Raw genomic sequence first — 21380 nt, 5'->3', positions numbered from 1 at the left:
GGATGTGGATCAGAGGCCAAATTCAGCCGGGTCGAAGCCCAACGCGATAGCGATCTCGCGGGAGGCCAGTTTCTCGTCCTGATCGAAGTTACCGTCACTTTTCGCAACGGCAATACCAACACGTAAGGCCAGCTGAGCGGCCTCAGGCTGATCTTTCAGCGCCAGGATGTATTTCATGGTTTCGCCCTTGCCGATTTCAACATCGAAATCGAAGCTTGAAACCAGTTTATTGAAGAACTCAATCACCTCATTGGTATCGAAGACCTTCAGCTCTTCTGAAGAGCGCAGAAAGCCCATCATTTTCTGCTTTTCTTCCGAACTTACGCCGTCACTCGATACGGCAATACGGGCACATACAGCAACGGTGCCCTGCATGAATTTTTTGTTTTTGAAACGGCCAACCTGGCGGGTCAGTTCGTCACGGCCTGAGTTAATGGCACCTTTAACTTTGTCGAAAAAGCTCATACCTGTTTCCTTTGTTGCTGTGTTATTTAGAACCGGCGCTCCAGCGAAATCCCCAGCCAAATGCCCGGTCCATTTCGTCCTGGCCTTTGAAGTACTGGTTAATTCGCTCGACCTTAATTGCGCCGTTTTCGTTTACGAGTCTGGCAATGGCGCACAATGTGCGACGGTTTTCACCTTCGGTCAGGCGGGTCTCAATGGGCGGTTGATCCGGCACATGAATGGTGACCACACCATCAGTCTTGTCCCAGCTGGGAACACCTTCATAAATAAAGGCGTAAATCAGCACTTCGCGGATATGCTTCCATTCACGTCCATTGATATGCAGCCACTCGCCGTCTGATACATCACCCGTCCGGTCATCGCCCTTGAGCTGAACATACGGTTCATCGCGATAATCACCGAATGCATTACCGAGCGCCTGAATGACCGATTTATACCCGTCCTGAAGCTCAACAAAGGCCCCCAGATCCAGGTCGATTCCTTTGGAGCCGAACATGCCTGCAAAGCCTGATTTGCCGCTGCCCCGGTGCCAGTTCAGGTTGATCCGGATTTCACCGAAGTTATCCCGTTTGGTCAGGCTGATTGCAGGCTTCTCTTTTGTCAGCGATACCTTGCTCAGGCTGATTTTTGTCTCAACTGGCGGAGGGGTTACAACCGGAGGAGTCGGGGCTGCGGGAGCCGGTTCGTCGGCAATATTTACGCCGAAATGCTCTGCCAGCGGTTTAAGTCCACCGTTGAACCCCTGCGCAATGAAGCGGAATTTCCAGTCATTATTACGACGGTAAAATTCACCCAGAATTAAGGCTGCTTCCTGACGGCCGCTCAGTTCGACACTGCCGCTAACCAGGCCGGTAGCCCCTTGCTCCACGTCGATGGAAAGATTACGAAGACCGGACACCGTCTGCCCACCGTCACAGGTCACGGTGAACGCAATTTTCTGGACATCAGGTTTCAGCCGGTTGAGCGCGACAGTAAAGGTTGAGTACTGGCCTTCACTGACCAGGCTGACGGTACCATCATCGTTACGTGGCTGACCATAAAACACCATGTCCGCATCACCCTGCACCTTCCCGTCGGCATACAGGCGAAACGCCGAAGCATCCACCTGGCCGCCCGAGGTGATCCGGACCCGCAACTCCTGGGCTGGAACGGGGGCATTGCCCCCCGGCGTCAGGTTCATTAGCGAATAACCGCTGAAACGATATCGGAGTGCATATCGTCAATTGTGCGGCCGCGACAGGCATGGCCAAGGGCGGTAAAGTCCCAGTTGCCGTTATTACGGCGCAGCGAAGAAATAACGATCCCGGTATGTGAGCCCTGCTCAGTCAGCTTGTAGCGAGCCAGCTCTTTGCCGGTTTGATCGACAACGCGGCAGAACGCGTTTTCGACGTCATTGAACGACTGACCACGGAAGCTGTTTACCGTAAACGCCAGGTATTCAACGTTTGCAGGCAGTCGGGAGAGGTTGACATTAATCACCTCATCGTCACCGTCACCTTCACCGGTCAGGTTATCGCCACTGTGCACAACAGCGCCGCAGGTGGATTCCAGTTTGCGGAACCAGATGGTGTCAATTGTTTTACCGGTGCTGTCCATTAATACGCAGCCAGCATCGAGATCGATTGAGTCGTTGCCTCCAAACAATCCTCCAAGAAGACCTTTTTTCTTAACCGGATCCCAACCGAGACCGAAATGAAGCTGGCTTAATGCAGATGATTCTTTGCTGAGTGATACCGTCTGGTTCTTAACTAATGAAACCATGTTTTATTCCTTAAAATGGTAATGACCGAGACAATCAAAGGTATATTTAGTAACTGACGAAGAAAATCATATCATGATGAAGTTCTCTGACAAGGGAAATTTTGGTAGTTTTCTGTAAAAACACAAAAAGAAATCCTTTTCAGGGTGTTAATTTTCTAAGTTTAATTTAAATATCAATGTGTTATCAGGAATCCAAAAAACACTGACGCACTCCATAACCACAGGAGTTATTAATCATATTATGATTGACATGTAGCTTAGACACTCATAGACTCACTTCTCAATCATAAATTTGCATGGCGTTCCGGATAATTAAAAAAAATGAACAAGAAAATTTGGTTTATGGAAGGTTTATCCTCCCAGCGAGATATTATTCAGGGGGTAAAATCATTTGCAAAAAAAAATAATTTTGCCATTACCGTTTTTGCCTCCCACCGTAACGAAAGAAATGAAATCCTTTCCGTTGCCGACTATTCTTTGACTGAACCTGAAGATCCTCAAAAACGTCTTCAGTTTATCCAAGAAACCATTCAGTCCTACGGCATCCACCATATTCATACTGGCCGTAACAGCCAGTGGTTTGAAGAACACCGTTCAGCCATTGAATCGACCGGTGCCACCCTTACTACCGGTGCAACGGGCGTCGACTGGTTAACTCTGGCTGACGAAAAAGTTACTTTTGCTCAGTTTATGGAGCAAAAGGGTCTCCCGGTCGTACCATCCTGGCGGGTGAATACGCTGGCAGAATTAAAAACACACCTCGCGGCCCCGCCGTTCACTGACAGCCCGGTATGCGTGAAGCCGGTGACGGGTATCTATGGCATGGGATTCTGGCGCTTTGATGACAGTGCTTCGCCTATGGCCGTCTTTAATCATCCCGAACATCGTCTGGTCAGTCCGCAACAGTATATTGCAGCAGCATCAGCTGCTGAGTCGTTTAAACCCCTTGTTTTGATGCCGTACCTGCCAGGCCCGGAATTTTCCGTCGATATCCTCGCGGATAAGGGCGAAATACTCGCAGCCGTGGGACGCCGTAAGGAAGGGGTTATCCAGTATCTGGTAAACGAAGGAAGCGCCTGGGAACTGGCGTGTGACTGCGCCAGGGTTATGAAGGCCGACGGGCTGGTGAATGTTCAGACGCGAAACGATGTGAATGGCAACCCGGTGCTGCTTGAAACCAACATGCGTCCGTCAGGGGGGGTGGGTTATACCCTTCACAGCGGGGTGAACCTTCCTGGGTTATTTGCTGCCTTTAAGCTCGGTCTGATGTCTGAAGATATGGTGCGCCAGAGCGCTAAAAACACCTTTTCTCCGGTTGCGGTGAGATCCATTACGGATGTAATTGCATACCCGGAATCACTCTCTAACCTTCTGAATTAAGGCGTATTTATGTCTGATATCCTCGAAGATATGATTTATCGCCGTACCCTCTCATGCGGTACGATTCAGGTAACCCGTGACCAGGGTGAAGTTTCGCTCGATGACCTGTTTGACATCGCTGAAAGACGTAACCCGAAACGCGCCTTTCTGTTTGTCAGCAAAGTACTCGGCAGGCACATTCCCGTGCCACCCTCAGTCATGCGGCAGGCCTACAGACAGCTTGCCAGCCAGTTCCCCGCAACGCTGACAGGGCCCGTACTCTTTATCGGTATGGCTGAAACCGCCGTTGGGCTAGGGGCCGGTGTGTTTGATGAAGTGCGCCACCAGCATCGTGAATCTGTCTATCTGACCTCTACCCGTCACCCGGTTGATGGCACGTTACTTTGCGAGTTCAGGGAAGAACACAGCCACGCCACCGATCATCTGATCTATCTGCCAGATGATGAAGAGAAAAGACGTCGTGTTACCAACGCACGAACGCTGGTTTTGATTGATGACGAGGCAACCACCGGTAATACCTTTATTAACCTGCTTTCTGCCCTGCGTAATACCGGCAAGCTTCAACATATTGAACAGGTTATCGCCGTAACGCTGACCGACTGGAGTGGCAACGCCCTGTCGGAGCGTACCTCCTTGCCCGTCACTTCGGTTTCGCTTGTAAGCGGTCAGTGGGGATGGACCCCATTACCTGATGCACCTGTCCCGGACATGCCGAAAGTCAACGTAACTTCACGCGGAGAATGGGACATCCAGGGAAAACAGTCCTGGGGTCGACTGGGGATGCTCGCACCTGCGGCCGATCTCGGCCATGAGGTCTCCGTCCGCAAGGGGGAACGTATTCTGGTTCTCGGGACCGGGGAATTCGTCTGGGAGCCGTTCCTGCTTGCTGAACGGCTCGAAGCTGCCGGAGCACAGGCACTTTATGGTTCGACCACCCGCTCCCCTATCGCCGTTGGTTATGCCATTGAGTCCGCCATTTCCTTTACGGATAACTACGGGCTGGGCATCCCCAATTTTGTCTACAACGTCGCCCACCAGCAGTTTGACCGCATTCTTGTGTGTACTGAGACACCCGCAGAAAGTATTGACGCGCAGCTTCTTAAAGCGCTGGCTGAGGTTGCGCCCGTCGTGGAGATTGTTACCTATGAATAAACCCGTTGTTCTGAGCGACCTTGACGACACGCTCTTTCAGACCCGTCGTAAAATGGTGGACGAGCTCGCCCTGGAGCCATTCCGTACCGGTGCCGTTGATCGTACCCTGAATCCACGAAGCTTTATGACGGAAGAACAGTCCATGTTAGTGGACTGGCTTCTGGAGCAGGCTGAACTCATTCCCGTTACCGCACGGGGAACTGAAGAAATCAGCCGCGTACGGATCCCTTTCCACTCCTGGGCAATCACCACGCACGGGGCCGTCATTCTCACGCCTGAAGGCAACCCCGACGAGGAGTGGAAGGCCCATATGCTCGGCCAGCTGGCTCCCTATCAGGAAAAGCTGACATCGATGCAGCGTCTGATCACTGAAATGATGGAGGCCAAAGGGATTAATGCCTGGGCAAGACTGAACTTCGAATACGGTGAAACGGCGGTTTATATGGTGATGAAACACCGCGACAGCACCCGCCTTGACGAGCTCAATGCCATTGCAGATGAGATAGAAACGGTGTTTCCGACCGAGGGCTTCTACATCCACCGCAACAGTAATAACGTGGCCTGGCTTCCCACCCCGGTTGAGAAAGGGCTGGCCGTCAGCTGGCTGCTTGAAAAACTTCGGGCTGAACGCGGCGTTTTCCCCGTAATTGGTCTGGGCGACAGCCTGAGCGATCATCGTTTTATGAAACTGTGCAGCTGGTTTGGCATCCCGCGTCAGAGTCAGTTTGCAGATGCCATTTCACAGCGAATTTTTGGAGAAAATTAAAATGCAGCCACATGAAACATTTACCGGCTCATACCAGCCCGGTGACGTGGAATTTCTGCTAAAGCCGGTTGTCATTGAGATGACGCCGGTTGATCAAAAAGAAGAGCTGATTCAGTCCGGGAAGAAACATTATTCAGACATGCTCAGCCAGGAGCCAGCACCAACACAATGGCATCTTGATTTGTTTCACCGGGCGCTGGATCGGGGCGCAGAGAGGCTTGCAAAAGAAGTCACACAGCTCGCTATTTCTCTGGCCGAACGCTTCGGTGATGAGCCCATTGTACTGGCCAGTCTTGTCAGAGCTGGCGTACCGCTCGGCGTTATGCTGCACCAGGCCCTGCGTGACATGGGGAAAACCTCATGGCATTACGGCATCAGCATCATCCGGGATCGTGGAATTGACGGTGCAGCACTCGACGTCATTGAAGAGCGTCATGGTACAGGCGGTATTGTCTTTGTTGACGGATGGACAGGTAAAGGCGCAATTACCGGAGAGCTTGTACGCGCACTGAAAGATCGCCCGGGCTATCCTGAGCAGCCGCGACTGGTTGTCCTGGCCGATCCCTGTGGCTGTTCCTGGCTTGCAGCCAGTGATGATGACTGGCTCATTCCTTTTGGCATCATGGGTGCGCCGGTATCAGGCCTGATCTCCCGCTCAGTATGGTCCTCTGAAGGATTACATGGGTGTATGGTTTGCGAGCATCTCAGTGAATTCGAATGCAGCCGGATGCTTGTCGATACCGTCGCTCATTTCCGTAAGAAGTTAACCCCGTCATCCCTCGCTCCCCTGAGCTGGAATACGGAGTCAGCCCGGATCTTATGGCAGACAAGTCGCGACGTTATCGCGTTCCTGGCCGATGAATTTAAAGTGGACAGCGTCAATCGTATAAAACCCGGTATTGCTGAAGCAACCCGGGCTGTATTACGTCGGGTACCGGACCATGTATTTGTGCGTTCTATTGACGACCCGGACGTTGCCTTGCTTGTAGGGCTTGCTCGTGAAAAGGGAATAGTTGTTACAGAAATGGGGGGAACCCTCGGCCAGTATCGGGCTGTAACCATTATCAAGAAGGTACTCTGATGAAAAATCGTCTTTCTCCCTGGAATCTGGGAGCCACGCTATACATGCCTGCAACACGGGAAGATATTGCTGATGCCGTCCTGCACGGGAAAATCCCGGGTTTGCGCTCTCTGGTGATTTGCCTGGAGGATGCTGTCAGTGAAGCAGACATCCCCGTCGCCCTCAAAAATCTGGAGCACCTGCTGCACGAGCTCAGTAACAGCATGCGTAGCCTGGGTAAAAATGACTGGCCTCTGGTGTTCATTCGCCCCCGGCATGCCGAAATGGGCAGATGGTTAAAAGCGCATTATGATCTTTCCGCTGTCGACGGGTTTGTGTTGCCGAAATTTACCCTCAGTTCGTTAGCTGAATGGTGGGATATCATGGGCGGGACTCACCTGTGCATGATGCCAACGCTGGAAACAGAAGACGTCTTTGACGTGGTTCAGATGCGCGAGCTGGCCACCCATCTGGTGGAACATCCCTGCCACGACCGCATTATTGCGCTTCGAATCGGCGGCAACGATCTTATGAACGTTGTGTCGCTTCGCCGTCCCCGGGACCTGACGCTGTATGACAGCCCGATGGGCTACGTCATCAAAATGCTCGTTTCGGTCTTCGGCCCGCGTGATTTTGCCCTGACCGCGCCCGTATGTGAGCATATTGACGATCATGCCGTTATGGCCAGAGAGCTGGCTCTTGATATGGCACATGGGCTTGTTGGGAAAACGGCCATTCACCCGGGTCAGATAGAGGTCATTCAAAACGCGCTGATGGTCACTCAGGGTGAGCATTCTGACGCTCTGCGGATCCTGAACTCTACCCAGGCCGTGTTTAAGTCGCAGGGAGCAATGTGTGAACCCGCCACACATCGCCGCTGGGCGGCTGGCATTCTGGACAGAGCTCGTTTTTATGGGTTACAGAACGAGCAAAGCGCTGATGGAATCAGATTACTTACCGTGACCCAGCATCATTAAGGAAATCATAATGGGGTTCAGGTTCAGAAAGTCGATCAACATTATTCCTGGCGTTCGCCTCAACCTGAGTAACGGTGCACCGAGCCTCAGTGTCGGGCCGAGAGGTGCTTCCGTTTCTTTTGGAAGCAGGGGGACCTATGCCAATCTGGGCTTGCCCGGTACCGGGCTGAGTTACCGTACCCGGCTTGACCGGGCCGCGCGTTCCGGAGGTGGGAACCGGACGGCAACCGATCCGGGGCTCAGACAGGCGCTTGAGCAGGAAGCCGCTGAACTCATGTCAGCGGTGACCGCAATCCGTAATATTCACGAGCTCACGCCGGATCCAAAAACAGGCATCAGCTGGGCAGAGCTGGAGGCAGTATACCTGCATAACAGAACGTCGCCTTTTCAGGTTCCGGCACCGGTACGTCCAGAAAAGCCAGACTACCTTGCATTGCCGGAAAAGCCTGCCGAGAGCGAAGGCATTAGTTTTCTGGGTAAATGGTTTGAATCGGAATCAGCTAAAGCTGAGCGCCACGCCGAAAATCTTCGCCGGTGGCAGCAGGAGCTGATTGATGTGGAGCGTGAGAATACCCTTCGACAGCACCGGTACCAGCAACAACGGACGGCCTGGGCCGAACAGTATGCAAACTGGAAGTTTGAAGCTGAAGAACATGAAAAACGGCTCGCCACGGCTCAGGCAGATGCCCGGCAGCAGTTCCGGACAGACGCCGCGTTTTTCGAATCATACCTGGCGGGTGTGCTGGCAGAAACTGAATGGCCGCGTGAAACGCTTGTTGCATTTGAAGTAAAGCCGGAGCTATCAGCAGTCCTGCTGGACGTTGATTTAGCTGAGATTGAAGATTTCCCTGATAAGATTTACGGCGTTAATGCCCGGGGCACGGAGCTGACGGAAAAAGCCATGACGCAAAAAGCCGTACGCGAAAACTATGCCCGCCACGTCCATGGCTGCTTGTTCCGCCTGGTCGGTATCGTTTTACATACGCTACCGTTCGACAACGTGATTGTGTCAGGCTTTACGCAACGGGTCAGTAAGCGGACCGGCTATCTGGAGGATGAGTATATCCTGTCCTGCAAATGCACTCGCAGCCAGATGTCGTCAGTAAATTTTGCAGGCATAGAACACATTGATCCGGTTGAAGCGTTAGGCGATCAACCGGTTATTCGAAAGATGAGCAGTACCTTCATTTTTCAGCCTATTGAACCACTAACCCTTTAAGCAGGCTAAATCTTACGATGCAATTAAATACCAGACAGGCCCGGATTTTTAAGCTTGCCAACTTACTGGGCACCGGCAAGCCCGTTTCCGCTGCCGACATTATAACCAGTCTGGAATGCTCAGAGCCGACATTAACCCGGGCCCTCAAAGAGCTACGCGAGTCATATTCTGCGGAGATCAAATACAGCAAGGCAGGTCATTCCTATCATCTCGTTAATCCGGGCCAGCTGGATAAAAAGACCCTTCGCCGGATGAATGAAGCGCTCGCACAGAATGCTGAACTGAAAACCGGTGAGTCCACAGGGAAGGTCGTACTCGATAAGGATAAAAAAACAGCCGTGTCATTATCGTTACGCATGCGGATTCTAAGAAAAATTGACCGTCTGGCTGCGCTGAGTGGCTCGACCCGAAGTGAAGCGGTAGAGAAGCTGGCTCTTCACTCCGTTGATGAACTGATAAAAGAATACAGCGCTAAAAAGTCCTGACGCTAAATCTCAGACCGGGGTGAAAACCCCGGTTTTGTCATATTTCACCTCTGTATTGGCGTGACGGAGTTTTGATCTATTCTCCACCCGCAAGGTCAGCAGCGCCTTACTGCCTACAAAACCTGGTGTCTTGACATCCTCTTGTGCTACACATCAATCTTTGGGCGATTTACACTCCATTCATGCAGATCTGTGATGTATGATGATTTTCATACATAAGAAAGTTTATTTTTTCCCGAGTTTTTTCAGAAATCTGATATTCCAGTACGGTCTGAATTATTTTCTGTTGATAAGAGGCCATTCGCATGTCGGTAATTCAATGGTGGTTAACTTATTTCTATAATGCCGCTTCTGAATATTTAATCTCCACCCGACAGATGTCGTGCCGTTTTATCAAATCAACAAACCCTGGCCTCTTCCTGAAACTACTCTCCTCTTCCGATCTCTTAAGAAGGAATTACATTTGAGACGCTTACCCGTATATCTGCTACTCGACACGTCCGGCTCTATGCACGGAGAGCCTATCGAAGCGGTTAAAAATGGCGTTCAGACGCTGCTTACCACGCTGAAACAGGATCCGTATGCACTCGAAACGGCTCACGTGTCAGTGATCACCTTTGATTCTATAGCCCGACAGGCAGTCCCCCTGACAGACCTCCTGAGTTTCCAGATGCCAGCACTAACAGCCAGCGGCACCACGTCTCTTGGCGAAGCGCTTTCCCTCACGGCCAGCTCCATTGCCAAAGAAGTACAGAAAACGACGGCTGACACTAAAGGTGACTGGCGTCCCCTTGTATTCCTGATGACGGATGGAAGTCCGAATGATGACTGGCGCAAAGGCCTGAATGACTTTAAAGCGGCCAGAACCGGCGTTGTTGTGGCATGTGCAGCCGGGCATGATGCCGATACCAGCGTCCTCAAAGAAATCACTGAAATCGTGGTTCAGCTCGATACAGCTGACAGTTCGACGATCAAAGCCTTCTTTAAATGGGTCAGTGCGAGCATTTCGGTAGGCAGTCAGAAAGTGGAGTCCAGCAAAAAAGAAGTGATCGGTCTTGAAGACCTGCCACCGCCGCCGCCAGAAGTAAATGTGGTCTTATAATTTTATTGATTAAGGGGATGTCATGTCTGTCAGTCTGAGCAAAGGCCAGGGCGTAAGCCTGAAAAAAAATGAATACGATCTCTCGTCCGTTACTATCGGCCTCGGTTGGGATATTAATGAGGAAAAAAAAGGTTTCCTCGGCGGGCTCTTTGGTAAAAAAGAAGAAGAATACGACCTTGATGTGATCGCTTTCCTGTGTAATTCAGCCGGAAAGGTGACCGATCTCGGCAATGTGGAAAATGGTAAACCAACGCTTGTGAATGGCGATATCATCTTTTTCAACAGCCTTCGCCATAAGTCAGGCAATATCTGGCTGACGGGCGATAACCGAACCGGAGCCGGTGACGGTGACGATGAGCAAATTATTGTGCGCCTGAATTCCCTTGACGCTCAGTACGAGAAAATTGTGTTCATCGTTCAGATCTACAATGGTGAAAAGCTCCAGCAGCACTTTGGAAAAGTTCAGAATGCCTTCATCCGGGCAGTAGATGCCCGTAATATTGAAATGGCACGATTCGATCTTTCTGGCGGACCCGCCTTCGCCAGCCAGCGCTCCATGGTTTTTGCCGAGCTGATACGCGAGGCTACAGGCTGGAAACTCAGGGCAATTGGTGAGCCTTCAGAATCAGATTCGTTTGTCTCGCACCTGAGGAATTACATGTGATGCGCCGCCTGCCTGTTTACCTTGTTATCGACACATCCGGCTCGATGCGCGGTGAGTCCATCCATTCCGTTAACGTTGGAATTCAGGCGATGCTTAGCGCTCTTCGCCAGGATCCCTACGCTCTCGAAAGCGTTCATATCTCCATTATCACCTATGACAATGAGGCGCGTGAGTTCATTCCTCTCACGCCGCTGGAAGACTTCCAGTTTTCTGACATCGTTGTGCCAAGCGCAGGCGGGACGTTCACCGGTGCTGCCCTTGAATGTCTGATGCAGTGTGTTGAACGGGATGTACGTCGCTCAGATGGTGATACCAAAGGAGACTGGCGTCCTCTGGTATTCCTGATGACTGATGGAACCCCTTCTGATGCCCTGGCGTACGGTGAAGCGGTAAAAGCGATTCGCGGCCGGGGATTCGGATCCATCATTGCCTGCGCCGTTGGTCCTAAAGCAGGCCATGAGCACTTAAAACAGCTCACCGATAAGGTTGTGTCTCTGGAGACGCTAGATTCAACCGCGTTTGCAGGTTTCTTTAAATGGGTATCGGCCAGCGTGTCTTCCGGCAGTACAAGCGCGGGGATCAATAACGGAACTGATACCCTTCCCCCTCCTCCACCAGAAATCCAGCTGGTGCTTTGACAGACAGAAAGGTGCTGCTTTCCTGGCAGCACCTTTCTGTACAGCAACGTTTTCTGCTGGCCGTACCAGCCGTACGAGGAAAATTATGAGACGCCTTCCCGTGTTTTTTGTCCTGGACTGTTCAGAGTCCATGATTGGTGAAAACCTGAAAAAAATGACTGATGGTCTGCAAATGATCGTCGGAGATTTAAGAAAGGATCCACACGCACTTGAAACAGCCTGGGTTTCGGTAATCGCATTTGCCGGTGTAGCCCGTACGATTGTACCTCTTCACGAAATTGCCTCGTTCTACCCTCCCCGCCTTCCCGTTGGCGGCGGTACGAGCCTTGGGGCCGCATTGCGTGAGCTGACCGTACAAATTGATACCCAGGTCAGAAAAACCACTCATGAGGCTAAAGGCGACTGGAAACCCGTCGTGTACCTCCTTACCGACGGACGTCCGACTGACGACACAACCGCAGAAGTGAAGCGCTGGAAGGATCACTACGCGAGTAAAGTGAATCTCATTGCCGTTGGCCTGGGGCCGTCAGCGGACCTGAATATCCTGCGACAACTGACAGAGAATGTCATGCTGTTCACCGAGTCTCAGGAAGGGGACTTTACCCGCTTCATCAAATGGATCACGGCCTCGGTTACGGCGCACAGCCGCAGCGTCGGGGACGACAAACAACCTGAGCTCAGCCAGACTGAATACATAGTCCGGCTGGCCAAGGACGAGCCAGTAAAAGCGTACGACGAAAACTGCGTTACGCTTACCGGCCGTTGCAGCAAGACCCGTCGTCCGTATCTGATGAAGTATGAACGGCCACCAGCAAGGGTTTCCGGGCTCGATTTCAGCCTGAACCTGAACAGCTTTAATATTGCCGGATGCTATCCCATCGATGAGGACTATTTTGCATGGTCAGATGCCACCGCTACCGGTTTGCAGGTAAACACCAGCGAACTGCATGGCGTACCGGGTTGCCCTCACTGCGGTAATGCCAGTGCGTTTGCCCTGTGCTCATGCGGAAAATTGCTGTGCATTGACGGCCCGGATGACGTGATCTGCCCGTGGTGTGAAACAGGCCTGTCATTCAGCAATGATGGCGGAAACACTAACTTCGACGTAAACAGAGGAAAAGGTTGATGTCGCAAGATGCTTCACTTAAAGAGAAGATTATCCGCTTAGTTCTGTCTGAGCTGGGCCACCCTGTAGAAGGTGAGCGGCTTTTTCTTCTATCGGAGGACCCATCCCTTACCGAAGAGATTATGCGGCTTAAAAAGCGGATTGAGTGTCTTGCACAGGGTTTATCTGCGCGGGTTAGCGAAGATGATAACGACGCAGTGATTGCCGCCTCGTCAGCTTCCAGTCTTTCCGATCAGCAACAAACGGTCGTAAGTGTTGCTGATAACCCGGGCATTGACGCTACCGATACACCATTACTGCAACCCCTGCCAGAAAATGAACCTCATCCTCCGTTCTGGAAGCTGATGCCTTATTACGAATTTGATAAACCAGCACAGAGGGAAGACGAAAACCTGTTTTCCCTGGTATTAAAACCCGGGCAGATACCGACAGGCCAGCAGCGGGCCGGATTAGCTGTGACGCCTGCCGTTCCCCCGAGAGCTAAAATAATTATTCCCAACGCCCGCGCAGGCGAACGTTTCTCTTCGCCGGTTGCTATCGTTCTGGATGAGGGCCAGCAGGCTACTGTCAGGGACGTTGTCTTTCCCCGGAACATTGGCCTGTCCTTTGACAAAGAGCATAAGTTGCTGACAGGTACTCCCACCGAAAGCGGCGATATAGAGCTTTCAGTAATCTGGTCATGCGCGTCGCACGACGAATGTGAAACTAAACAGCTATTTATAGTAAATCCCGATCCGAGAAGCCTGTGGAAGGTGGTAGAGCCACCAGCAGACGCTCCCTACCCTAAGTCCCATCTGGACGCTGCTGGCCTGGTCAGGGGTGACATACGTATTGCTGCCGCCAGTCGCCGGGGACGATCTCATGAGCATGCCGGGAGCTTCAGAGATGACGACTTCTATATCAACCACTGCCAGGAGACAGGATGGTCTGTCATGCTGGTCGCAGACGGGGCCGGTAGTGCGGTAAATTCCCGGGAAGGCTCCCGGATTGCAGTCAAAACGGCTGGCGATTACCTTTTCAATCAGCTCAGTGGTGTGAAAGGCGTCCATTTAAAGCAGCACATCACGGCGTGGGAAGGGAGCGATCGGCAGGCAACCATAAACGCCATGCTTCATCATTTTAAACAGGCAGCTACGCTCGCGGTCAACAGTATCCAGAACGAAGCCATTTGTGCAGAACAACCTGTGAAATCCTATTCAACAACCCTTCTGGCAACTGTAGCGCTACGAACTGATAAAGAGCTGTTTGCGGCTGCATTCTGGCTTGGTGATGGTGCGATAGGTGCATACAGCCCTTCCGGTAAAGTCAGGATACTGGGAAATCCCGATAGCGGAGAATACGCAGGACAAACCCGTTTCCTTGACCAGAGCATTATCGCAGACCCCTCGTTTAGCGGCCGCATCAGCGTGGGTAAATGGAATGATGTATCTCACTTGATCCTCATGACAGACGGCGTATCAGACCCTCTGTTTGAGACGGATAACGGGCTTCGCAGTGACGAAAAATGGACCCGTCTCGTTGATGAGCTCAACCCTGTCCTTACAGACGCCAGTATTGCGCCTGAGAGGTTAGGCGACTGGCTTAACTTTTTCTCCACAGGGAACCATGATGACCGCACTATTGCGGTGTTGTGGTAAGGGATACGCTTTTCGGTGATCAATATGGCAAATATCGTTACGTGCAAAACAAAGGACGGCGAAACAGTCCAGTATGTTGACGAGGTAATTGGTTCGGGCTCGATGAAGGATGTTTACTTCTCGCCTGATAAATCATACGTCGTCGCTTTTTATCATAAACCGCAGAACGAGCAGGCCCGGGATCGGATTGATATGATCACCGGACGCTACAGGCAAAACATTTTTGGCCAGTCCGGAGGTGAATACTGGAAGGACCTGTTTTGCTGGCCGACCCATGTTGTTGAGCATGGGGATAAAATCGGCATCGTGGTTCCAACCTACAAAAGCTACTTTTTCTTTAAATACGGCTCTAAAAACGATGATTTTCTTGGCATAAAAGGTCGTGAAAAGGAAGGCAAATGGTTTGCCAGCGCCAGCAACCAGAACAAATTTCTCGACCCACGTGAACGAGGCAATACGCTTACCTATCTAAAGGTCTGTCTGCTGCTGACAAGAGCCGTCAGAAGGATGCATGCGGCAGGTCTCTGTCACAGCGATCTAAGCTATAAAAACGTGCTTATCGATCCAGAAATGGGACATGCCTGCATCATTGACGTAGACGGCCTGGTTGTCCCTGGAAAGTATCCTCCCGACGTCGTGGGCACCCCGGATTTTATTGCTCCGGAAGTGGTGAAAACCAGCCATCTTTCCAAAGAGGATCCGAACCGCGTATTACCAAGCATTACTACTGACCGTCATGCGCTGTCGGTGCTTATTTACATGTATCTATTCTTCCGTCATCCGCTACGTGGCGGAAAAATACATGACATGTCGGATGAAGTACGTGATGAGACCTTATCTATGGGTGAGAAGGCACTCTTCATTGAACATCCGACAGACAAAAGTAATGCAGTCAAAGTCAGTCAGCTATCCTCCTTTTCACTGCCCTGGGCTGACCCGGAGAAAATTCCTTACACCATCATGGGCCCTTATCTGACGCCTTTGTTTGAACGCGCCTTTATTGATGGCTTACACGATGCCACTAAACGCCCGACCGCCGATGAGTGGGAAAGTGCCCTGGTAAAAACAGTCGATCTGATACAGCCCTGCCAGAACAAGGCGTGTGAACAGAAATGGTACGTTTTCTCGGGTAAGACAAAGCCGGTTTGTCCCTATTGCGGTACGCCATACAAGGGTAAATTACCCGTGCTAAATTTATATTCTTCCCGAAAGGAAGGCAGTTATCGTCCTGACGATCACCGGTTGATGGTGTGGAGCGGGCAGTCAATCTATGCGTGGCATGTGAATCGCCTCATTGCGCCAAATGAGCGCACAACCGATGCACAAAGGAAACGAGTTGGGTATTTTGTTTTCCATAACGATCAGTGGTGGTTAGTAAATGAAGGCATAAATGGGCTTATGTCATTACCGGATAAACGACAGATTGCCATTGGTGAAAAAATTGAACTGACGAATAACGCTCAGTTTGTTCTGTCAAAGGAGGAAGGCGGCAGGCTGGTCGTCGTTCAGTTAGTAGAAAACTAACGGACGCCCATAACGACTGAAACCTTCTGGCAGCATACTGAACCTGTTTAATGAATCACTATATTAAGCTGTGTCAAATTTAAGCTGCCAGAAAAACTGACTGTCTGTGCCGGATATGTGGTTCACCGCCTGCGGCAAGGGTTTAATGCGCAAAGCCCAATTTATTTATAAGAGTGAATAGTTTTGTGGCTCTACCCTGCTGCTCTCCTTTCCTGTGTCATGGTTTTTAACATCTGAAATACTGACATTGTTAAGCCGGTGATTGTATAAGGCGATGCGGACAATCTCATGAAGATATTCAAGTTCGTTTTGTGTCAAGGACTGGCCTTCCTGGGTTTTTGAAATCATTTCCTGCCAGCAGATCAGTCTTTCGTAACTGACATGTTCGCTGTTTTCCAGGCAGTGCAACCTGAAATAGCGAAGGAACAAAGGAAATTCATCGGTCTGAGCGATGTCATAAGCCCGAACCGTTAACCGACACAGACATACAATCGTATCCTGCTGTAACCTGACTAGCGCGTTATGACTGCCCGGAAGGATATCAGGCAATTTCATCTTACAGTCAGCAAGGCGCTGAAGAAGAGGCCCTTCCTCTGAAGGCTCCCGTCCCCGATACTCCTGAAGAGGTTCAGATTCAAGTTCATGCATTAATGGATGATATAGCCATTCCCGGGAACTGGTCTCATCAATGATCAGGCTTTCAATGCACTCACTGTATGTTGTTTTACGTCGCCCGAGCTGCACCTGACTGATTTCATATTCAATATCAGGAAGATCGATACGCAATGCGGCAACTCTTTCGGAAGGATGAAGGTGGTCAAAGGTTAACTTCGCAGAAATGCTACGATCCCTGTCCAGAAAGACGGCCACACATAAATCATTAACCTTTACGAACAGATCAGCTGTACCTCCGAACATACTGCCGCTTCCACTAACCTCATTCAGTGAAACCGGCCCACCATCGTCGCCAGCGAGAAGATTTGGGAAACCAAGAACCTGGTGCTCGTTGATGACTTCAATAATTTTTCCCCGGATGGCTTCCATCAGACCATCACAGTCACCGGCTACAGCAGTACTGTGTGAGAAATGCCAAAGCTTGACCTCCCCCTGCTTTGCTAACAGATCAGTTTTGCAAGCGGGGCAGATGCAGTTACAGTCGATACCCCGGCTGACCTCTGTAATATCTAAAAAGAGTCCTGATTCTCTCTGGAGTCCAAATGGAATACCAAATGTGTAACTCTTACGCATGGCTGCACCCCGTTTTTGATAATTATTCAAATAATATCCGAAATAACGGAGGAGGATTTCTGTAAAACGAATTAAAAGAAATGATTTTTTAGTCTTCCAGATTAATGTTTGACAAGAATCAAATGAGAGCCTTACAAATATGAAGAGAGAAGTTTAGGTAAAGTAACTTTTATCACAACTTCTAAAATTAAGGAGAATATCGGATGTATTTAGAAGTGGGCTTGGCTTATGATTAAAGTCTTTCTCCGAACTTAATAAAAAAGTTAAAAAGACAGGCTATTACAGTGCCTTTAGCCCCGAAAGGGGCATAAACTATTTTCAAATCCAGGCACAGTCTTTTTGTTGTGCCAATATCAATAATTACTCGCGAACAAAGGTCCACACACTCGCAGGAACTTTGTCATATAACTTTTTCATTGTCAGTTCAGCTTTACGATGATCATAAGCACCAGAAATTTCAAGAGAGGCGACACCCGAGTTTTTTTCACATAACCTTTCAAATACTTTTTCGAGCGTTTCGAACGAACTACACTTACGGAATTTCATTAAATAAGACTGCTTTGTGTCAGACATAATCAACCTTCTTTAGACAGGCCTCAACTGGCCAGGGATAATCTTAATATCATTTTTCACTTAAGCCTAACGATTTCACAACCTTTTTCGTTGTTTCCACCCTGTTCATAACCAGGTACATGAGTGCTAAAATGACCTGTAAATAAAACCAGTGTATCCCGGTGAGCAGGATGAAGAATCAATCAGTGATCAGACAGTTTTCGGAAAGCGAATTACATCAGCAGCTGGAAACGTTCGGCAACCATGATAAACAGCTTTCACGCTTGATCCGTTACTTTTCCCATCTGAGATACAACACTGCTAAAACCTATCTGCACTGGCTACGAGTATGGAACGAATGGTATCTGGCGAATGCCCGGTTGCATACAGACTGGCCAGTAAGTTCGCTCCCCGTGTCTGAGGACGCTCTGCTTGCGTTTATGGGGCATCTTGAAGGCAAATTGTCACGAAGCAGCATAAACAGCTGTCTTCAGGCCTTAAATAGTATCCATAAAAAAGGGCTTAACCTGCCCGGGATTATTACGTCTGAAGCATGGTACATGCTGGAAGCCTTAAAACAATCGGAAGCACGGAAGCGAAAGACGACTAAACAGGCAACTCCCTTTCTTATTGGCGATCTCAAGGCTCTGATAAATTTACGCAGTACTACAAACTCAGTTCGTAAACTTCGTGACCTGTGCCTGATCTGGACAGGCTTTGAAACACTGCTCCGTTCATCCGAAATTCGCCGTATACGTCTGAAAGATCTGTCTCTGGATAGTATGACCGGTGAATTTAACCTGACGGTATACCGTACAAAAACGAACATCAGTACACTTCTTACCTACCGGCTGACACGTCAGTTAACTAACTGCCTCTTGAGATTGATGAACCTCGTGAAAATGGATCAGCACAGTCATCCGGATGAATACCTTTTCCAGGCCGTAAATTTCCATGATACAGGCTATATGCCACCCGGCTGGAAGCTTCGGAGTAAAGGGAATGAGCTATCTGAACTTCTTAAAAGGCATAACCTACCCTATCGTGCTAAACAAAGTCTTCTGAACGATGAAGATGAAGAAGACACTGTGGACGATGCCGGTATGCTCAGCAAAAATTCCCTTTTACGAGCATTTAAAGAGATGTGGAATGAGCTTTATCCAAATGAGACTAAAACTCGTTACTGGACAGGGCACAGCGTTCGTGTAGGTGGTGCGATACAGCTAAATATTGAAGGTTACTCGCTACCACAGATTATGGAAATGGGGAACTGGTCGAATGAAGAAATGGTTATGCGCTACATTCGCAATATTGAAGCTGGTAAAAAAGCCATGATCAAGCTTATGCGAAATGCCTTTGATGAATAGCGCCCTTACGGGCGCATAACTTTATTTTTTCTTGAACGGGTTAAGTCTGGTGAGATTAGAGAGTGCCCCTCCCGGAGGCAAAATTCCCGTCCTTTTATATTTGTACACGCCATTTAATTTCATTGTCTGGATTCCAAGATTAATAAGCGTGACAAGTTTAAGGGTATACAGGAGTGTAAATTGTGGAGCAACCTGAATAAAAACTAATAACAAGCCTGCACACATTACACGTAGCCATGCCGCGTACTCCATGCTCAGCGGACGCTTGAAATAGAATCTTTCGAGCAAATCAACTGTCTTATTACTGATCCACGCCGCCGCCACTGAGAGTAACAACACGATGCACACCATAATGCCCAGTTCCATTTTCACTCCCTTCTCTTTTAGTCTGTTTAAGTTGAGGCTTAGCCACAGTAGTTTTGTTTTTTGCTTTTTTCTTAGGTTTGGTATGATGAAACAGAAAACAATCCACCATTACCCAACCATTTTTATATCGAGCCACCAGCATCTTCTGGCTGGGGTAATGAGCATGAAACAGCATTTTCACGTCCATGGTGCCCATCAACGACTGTTTGCGCTTTAGCTCATCCTCAGCCATCTGAAATTCTTGTAAGAATTCTGAAGACAGACGCTGACGCAGGATTCTTATGGCACTGGAGTTTTCATCATTCTTAGCCAGGTGCCCGAAGCGTACAAGTGCCTTGTGGGTTATCTGGATGGGTCCCAGATGAGAGCTGAGCTGTTCGTACTGCCAGAAGTAGGTCAAATCCACCTTAACCCAGCTGATGCTGTCCAGCAGAGCCTCGTTCATGATGGTTCCGGACATAGGTACCATTGTCAGCCTGGCCAGACGCATATGTATGTAGTCCGTAAGCAACCTCAGCGACTCAGGAACGTTTTTATTGAGTAGGAGATGCTGAAGCACCGGGGTTGCGGTCTGCCAACACAGATTGCGCCCGTCAGGCAGGAAAGCAAACTTTTGATCGTCAGGCGCAGAGTTCGAAGCGTTTTCCTTACGAAGCAAAAAATAATGGCCGCACAGCAGCTCTGCTCTTACCTGGTCCTCGTCAGGGTCATGTCGGGCTTTACTTAGATCAACGGTTAGCACAACGCGGTTAATCGCATCAGCGTGATATTTTTTTACCCAGACGCAGACACGATAGAGACGCTCATCGATTTTCTGGCTGGCTGTGGAAATCCATTGCATTGTTGTTCCTTAATTTTCGGGGCTGACAATGAAAATGCCCAGCTCAGCCCCCGGCACGAGTTCTGTATATTTCAGGCTCAGCTTCCGTTGGTTGGACGGACCCTGGCTGTTTTCAGGAGCCCAGTCAGAGAGCGTTTTTAATTGAGGTATATTGCCTGCTGCGAAAATGGGCAAGGATGCTTTTACTACTGAATAATCAGTCTCAGCATATTTATTCCCGTTTCGTTCCTGCCCTTCAGGCCTAAATGCAAAAATGTGAGCAATCGGAACAGGGAAAGAGTTAGTTCGACAAAGGCGATAAGATTCGCCCTGCTTCAGTGGGTGAAATTCAAGACGGTGTAAAGCCTTATCGATATTAGACACGACATTCAAATTGGTAGTTGCTACATTTTTTACTTCTGAGGCTCTCCTGCGCTCCAACAAACTCACAAGTTGCTCTGCTGTTTTAACTTCCTGGTTTCGGTTTAGCCGCCATGAAAAAGTAACTTTTTTAAGCTGGGACTTGATGAAAAGGATATTTCTTGTTGAGTGCATAGCGACAAGGCCCGGGAGCTTCTTGTGCACTTTATCAAAACGGACATTCTTTTTATTATCGATACGCCTCATTGCCGCAGCAAAATCATTTTTTGCTTCGTTTATAGAAGTGATCAAGCTTTCGAGAAGATCTGCTCTTTCGGGGACAATGATTAGACCCGGGTATTTAGTGGTTACTTTGGTGGAATCATGACTTAATGACTCTATGTCATCCACACAGATGTCAGTAAGTGCCTGAATAATTTCCTCAACCGAAGCATCGTCTTTAATACTAACCCTGATGGGTTTAACCTGCTTCAGGCGCTCTTCTGTTCGAGATACGGTGGAGACAGTCATCAGGTTTGCCATCATCGGGGGGGTGTTCGAAAGAAAACACTTGAGCGAGTCGATGCGTTCCAGAATCTGGTCACGAAAATAGGGCAAATCGTCATAACTCATACGTTTCTCCAGGCTCATGTTATTTCCAATCAATTTTGCTGCCCAGGCTGACCTTGCAGAACATAAATGTCATGTAAA

21 protein-coding genes are annotated in these 21380 nt (G+C 49.6%); 14 read left to right on the top strand and 7 right to left on the bottom strand.

Annotation, left to right across the window (positions count from 1 at the left end; translation table 11 throughout):
• Positions 1-9: 9 nt before the first annotated feature.
• The 3 genes from OGX90_RS00330 to OGX90_RS00320 are packed head-to-tail and all read right to left on the bottom strand — an operon-like array spanning position 10 to position 2226.
• Positions 10-465 carry a tellurite resistance TerB family protein gene (locus OGX90_RS00330; protein ID WP_000007449.1) on the bottom strand — a complete coding sequence of 152 codons (456 nt, stop codon included), beginning with the start codon at positions 463-465 and terminating at the stop codon, positions 10-12.
• Positions 466-487: 22 nt separating this feature from the next.
• Complete coding sequence (locus OGX90_RS00325) at positions 488-1645, bottom strand: TerD family protein (protein ID WP_047745002.1); 1158 nt, start codon at positions 1643-1645, stop codon at positions 488-490.
• Positions 1645-2226 carry a tellurium resistance-associated protein TerZ gene (locus OGX90_RS00320; protein ID WP_000254137.1) on the bottom strand — a complete coding sequence of 194 codons (582 nt, stop codon included), beginning with the start codon at positions 2224-2226 and terminating at the stop codon, positions 1645-1647. The genes OGX90_RS00325 and OGX90_RS00320 overlap by 1 nt, the downstream gene beginning before the upstream one ends.
• 321 nt (positions 2227-2547) lie before the next feature.
• Here OGX90_RS00320 and OGX90_RS00315 point away from each other — a divergent pair, with 321 nt between their 5' ends.
• The 13 genes from OGX90_RS00315 to OGX90_RS00255 all read left to right on the top strand — a co-directional run bounded on the left by OGX90_RS00315 (position 2548) and on the right by OGX90_RS00255 (position 15956).
• Positions 2548-3606 (top strand): ATP-grasp domain-containing protein, encoded by a 1059-nt coding sequence (locus OGX90_RS00315; RefSeq protein ID WP_012695441.1) that lies wholly within the window; start codon positions 2548-2550, stop codon positions 3604-3606.
• A 9-nt stretch (positions 3607-3615) separates the two neighbouring features.
• On the top strand, positions 3616-4758 hold the full coding sequence (locus OGX90_RS00310; RefSeq protein ID WP_047745004.1) for a phosphoribosyltransferase domain-containing protein: 1143 nt from the start codon (positions 3616-3618) through the stop codon (positions 4756-4758).
• Entirely contained in the window at positions 4751-5524 is a 774-nt protein-coding gene (locus OGX90_RS00305) for an HAD family hydrolase (RefSeq protein WP_047745005.1), read from the top strand. Before OGX90_RS00310 ends, OGX90_RS00305 begins: the two co-directional genes overlap by 8 nt.
• 1 nt (position 5525) lies before the next feature.
• On the top strand, positions 5526-6605 hold the full coding sequence (locus tag OGX90_RS00300) for a cysteine protease StiP family protein (protein WP_047745006.1): 1080 nt from the start codon (positions 5526-5528) through the stop codon (positions 6603-6605).
• On the top strand, positions 6605-7561 hold the full coding sequence (locus OGX90_RS00295) for an HpcH/HpaI aldolase/citrate lyase family protein (protein WP_000797367.1): 957 nt from the start codon (positions 6605-6607) through the stop codon (positions 7559-7561). The genes OGX90_RS00300 and OGX90_RS00295 overlap by 1 nt, the downstream gene beginning before the upstream one ends.
• Positions 7562-7571: 10 nt before the next feature.
• Entirely contained in the window at positions 7572-8780 is a 1209-nt protein-coding gene (locus tag OGX90_RS00290; protein ID WP_047745007.1) for a DUF4236 domain-containing protein, read from the top strand.
• A gap of 17 nt (positions 8781-8797) precedes the next feature.
• Entirely contained in the window at positions 8798-9265 is a 468-nt protein-coding gene (terW, locus tag OGX90_RS00285; RefSeq protein ID WP_001176767.1) for a tellurium resistance protein TerW, read from the top strand.
• 463 nt (positions 9266-9728) lie between these two features.
• Positions 9729-10367: a vWA domain-containing protein gene (locus OGX90_RS00280; protein WP_024182867.1), complete on the top strand. Its 639-nt coding sequence runs from the start codon at positions 9729-9731 to the stop codon at positions 10365-10367.
• Between the two features lie 22 nt (positions 10368-10389).
• Entirely contained in the window at positions 10390-11031 is a 642-nt protein-coding gene (locus OGX90_RS00275) for a TerD family protein (RefSeq protein ID WP_047745008.1), read from the top strand.
• The gene (locus OGX90_RS00270) at positions 11031-11669 is read left to right on the top strand and encodes a vWA domain-containing protein (protein ID WP_001253658.1); all 639 of its coding nucleotides are present in this window, start codon (positions 11031-11033) and stop codon (positions 11667-11669) included. The genes OGX90_RS00275 and OGX90_RS00270 overlap by 1 nt, the downstream gene beginning before the upstream one ends.
• 85 nt (positions 11670-11754) lie before the next feature.
• Entirely contained in the window at positions 11755-12795 is a 1041-nt protein-coding gene (locus OGX90_RS00265; RefSeq protein WP_001253655.1) for a TerY-C metal binding domain-containing protein, read from the top strand.
• Complete coding sequence (locus OGX90_RS00260; RefSeq protein WP_047745009.1) at positions 12795-14432, top strand: PP2C family serine/threonine-protein phosphatase; 1638 nt, start codon at positions 12795-12797, stop codon at positions 14430-14432. The genes OGX90_RS00265 and OGX90_RS00260 overlap by 1 nt, the downstream gene beginning before the upstream one ends.
• A 24-nt stretch (positions 14433-14456) precedes the next feature.
• On the top strand, positions 14457-15956 hold the full coding sequence (locus OGX90_RS00255; RefSeq protein ID WP_001284314.1) for a helix-hairpin-helix domain-containing protein: 1500 nt from the start codon (positions 14457-14459) through the stop codon (positions 15954-15956).
• Between the two features lie 165 nt (positions 15957-16121).
• On the opposite strand, the gene OGX90_RS00250 is transcribed toward OGX90_RS00255, so the two are convergent.
• A complete protein-coding gene (locus tag OGX90_RS00250; RefSeq protein WP_001232448.1) occupies positions 16122-17204 on the bottom strand; it encodes a competence protein CoiA family protein in 1083 nt (360 codons plus the stop codon).
• A 360-nt stretch (positions 17205-17564) separates the two neighbouring features.
• Positions 17565-17777: an Hha/YmoA family nucleoid-associated regulatory protein gene (locus OGX90_RS00245; RefSeq protein WP_001285422.1), complete on the bottom strand. Its 213-nt coding sequence runs from the start codon at positions 17775-17777 to the stop codon at positions 17565-17567.
• Between the two features lie 170 nt (positions 17778-17947).
• Here OGX90_RS00245 and OGX90_RS00240 point away from each other — a divergent pair, with 170 nt between their 5' ends.
• A complete protein-coding gene (locus OGX90_RS00240) occupies positions 17948-19123 on the top strand; it encodes a tyrosine-type recombinase/integrase (RefSeq protein ID WP_286622896.1) in 1176 nt (391 codons plus the stop codon).
• 301 nt (positions 19124-19424) lie between these two features.
• Here the strand turns inward: OGX90_RS00240 and OGX90_RS00235 are convergent, their stop codons facing one another.
• Both OGX90_RS00235 and OGX90_RS00230 read right to left on the bottom strand, forming a co-directional pair.
• The gene (locus OGX90_RS00235) at positions 19425-20330 is read right to left on the bottom strand and encodes a hypothetical protein (protein ID WP_001198595.1); all 906 of its coding nucleotides are present in this window, start codon (positions 20328-20330) and stop codon (positions 19425-19427) included.
• 9 nt (positions 20331-20339) lie between these two features.
• Positions 20340-21302, bottom strand: coding sequence for a DNA replication terminus site-binding protein (locus OGX90_RS00230; protein ID WP_000119428.1), 963 nt, complete (start codon positions 21300-21302; stop codon positions 20340-20342).
• Between the last annotated feature and the right edge of the window lie 78 nt (positions 21303-21380).

It is taken from the genome of Citrobacter sp. Cpo012 (genome assembly GCF_030333015.1).
Taxonomy (GTDB): Bacteria; Pseudomonadota; Gammaproteobacteria; order Enterobacterales; family Enterobacteriaceae; genus Citrobacter; species Citrobacter portucalensis.
The sequence above is the reverse complement of the archived record's forward strand: the minus strand, read 5'-3'. Positions and strand labels throughout refer to the sequence as shown.

Coding starts and splice junctions, on each gene's coding strand:
- OGX90_RS00330 (WP_000007449.1), bottom strand. CDS start 465: ATGAGCTTTTTCGACAAAGTTAAAGGTGCCATTAACTCAGGCCGTGAC.
- OGX90_RS00325 (WP_047745002.1), bottom strand. CDS start 1,645: ATGAACCTGACGCCGGGGGGCAATGCCCCCGTTCCAGCCCAGGAGTTG.
- OGX90_RS00320 (WP_000254137.1), bottom strand. CDS start 2,226: ATGGTTTCATTAGTTAAGAACCAGACGGTATCACTCAGCAAAGAATCA.
- OGX90_RS00315 (WP_012695441.1), top strand. CDS start 2,548: ATGAACAAGAAAATTTGGTTTATGGAAGGTTTATCCTCCCAGCGAGAT.
- OGX90_RS00310 (WP_047745004.1), top strand. CDS start 3,616: ATGTCTGATATCCTCGAAGATATGATTTATCGCCGTACCCTCTCATGC.
- OGX90_RS00305 (WP_047745005.1), top strand. CDS start 4,751: ATGAATAAACCCGTTGTTCTGAGCGACCTTGACGACACGCTCTTTCAG.
- OGX90_RS00300 (WP_047745006.1), top strand. CDS start 5,526: ATGCAGCCACATGAAACATTTACCGGCTCATACCAGCCCGGTGACGTG.
- OGX90_RS00295 (WP_000797367.1), top strand. CDS start 6,605: ATGAAAAATCGTCTTTCTCCCTGGAATCTGGGAGCCACGCTATACATG.
- OGX90_RS00290 (WP_047745007.1), top strand. CDS start 7,572: ATGGGGTTCAGGTTCAGAAAGTCGATCAACATTATTCCTGGCGTTCGC.
- terW (WP_001176767.1), top strand. CDS start 8,798: ATGCAATTAAATACCAGACAGGCCCGGATTTTTAAGCTTGCCAACTTA.
- OGX90_RS00275 (WP_047745008.1), top strand. CDS start 10,390: ATGTCTGTCAGTCTGAGCAAAGGCCAGGGCGTAAGCCTGAAAAAAAAT.
- OGX90_RS00270 (WP_001253658.1), top strand. CDS start 11,031: ATGCGCCGCCTGCCTGTTTACCTTGTTATCGACACATCCGGCTCGATG.
- OGX90_RS00265 (WP_001253655.1), top strand. CDS start 11,755: ATGAGACGCCTTCCCGTGTTTTTTGTCCTGGACTGTTCAGAGTCCATG.
- OGX90_RS00260 (WP_047745009.1), top strand. CDS start 12,795: ATGTCGCAAGATGCTTCACTTAAAGAGAAGATTATCCGCTTAGTTCTG.
- OGX90_RS00255 (WP_001284314.1), top strand. CDS start 14,457: ATGGCAAATATCGTTACGTGCAAAACAAAGGACGGCGAAACAGTCCAG.
- OGX90_RS00250 (WP_001232448.1), bottom strand. CDS start 17,204: ATGCGTAAGAGTTACACATTTGGTATTCCATTTGGACTCCAGAGAGAA.
- OGX90_RS00245 (WP_001285422.1), bottom strand. CDS start 17,777: ATGTCTGACACAAAGCAGTCTTATTTAATGAAATTCCGTAAGTGTAGT.
- OGX90_RS00240 (WP_286622896.1), top strand. CDS start 17,948: ATGAAGAATCAATCAGTGATCAGACAGTTTTCGGAAAGCGAATTACAT.
- OGX90_RS00235 (WP_001198595.1), bottom strand. CDS start 20,330: ATGCAATGGATTTCCACAGCCAGCCAGAAAATCGATGAGCGTCTCTAT.
- OGX90_RS00230 (WP_000119428.1), bottom strand. CDS start 21,302: ATGAGTTATGACGATTTGCCCTATTTTCGTGACCAGATTCTGGAACGC.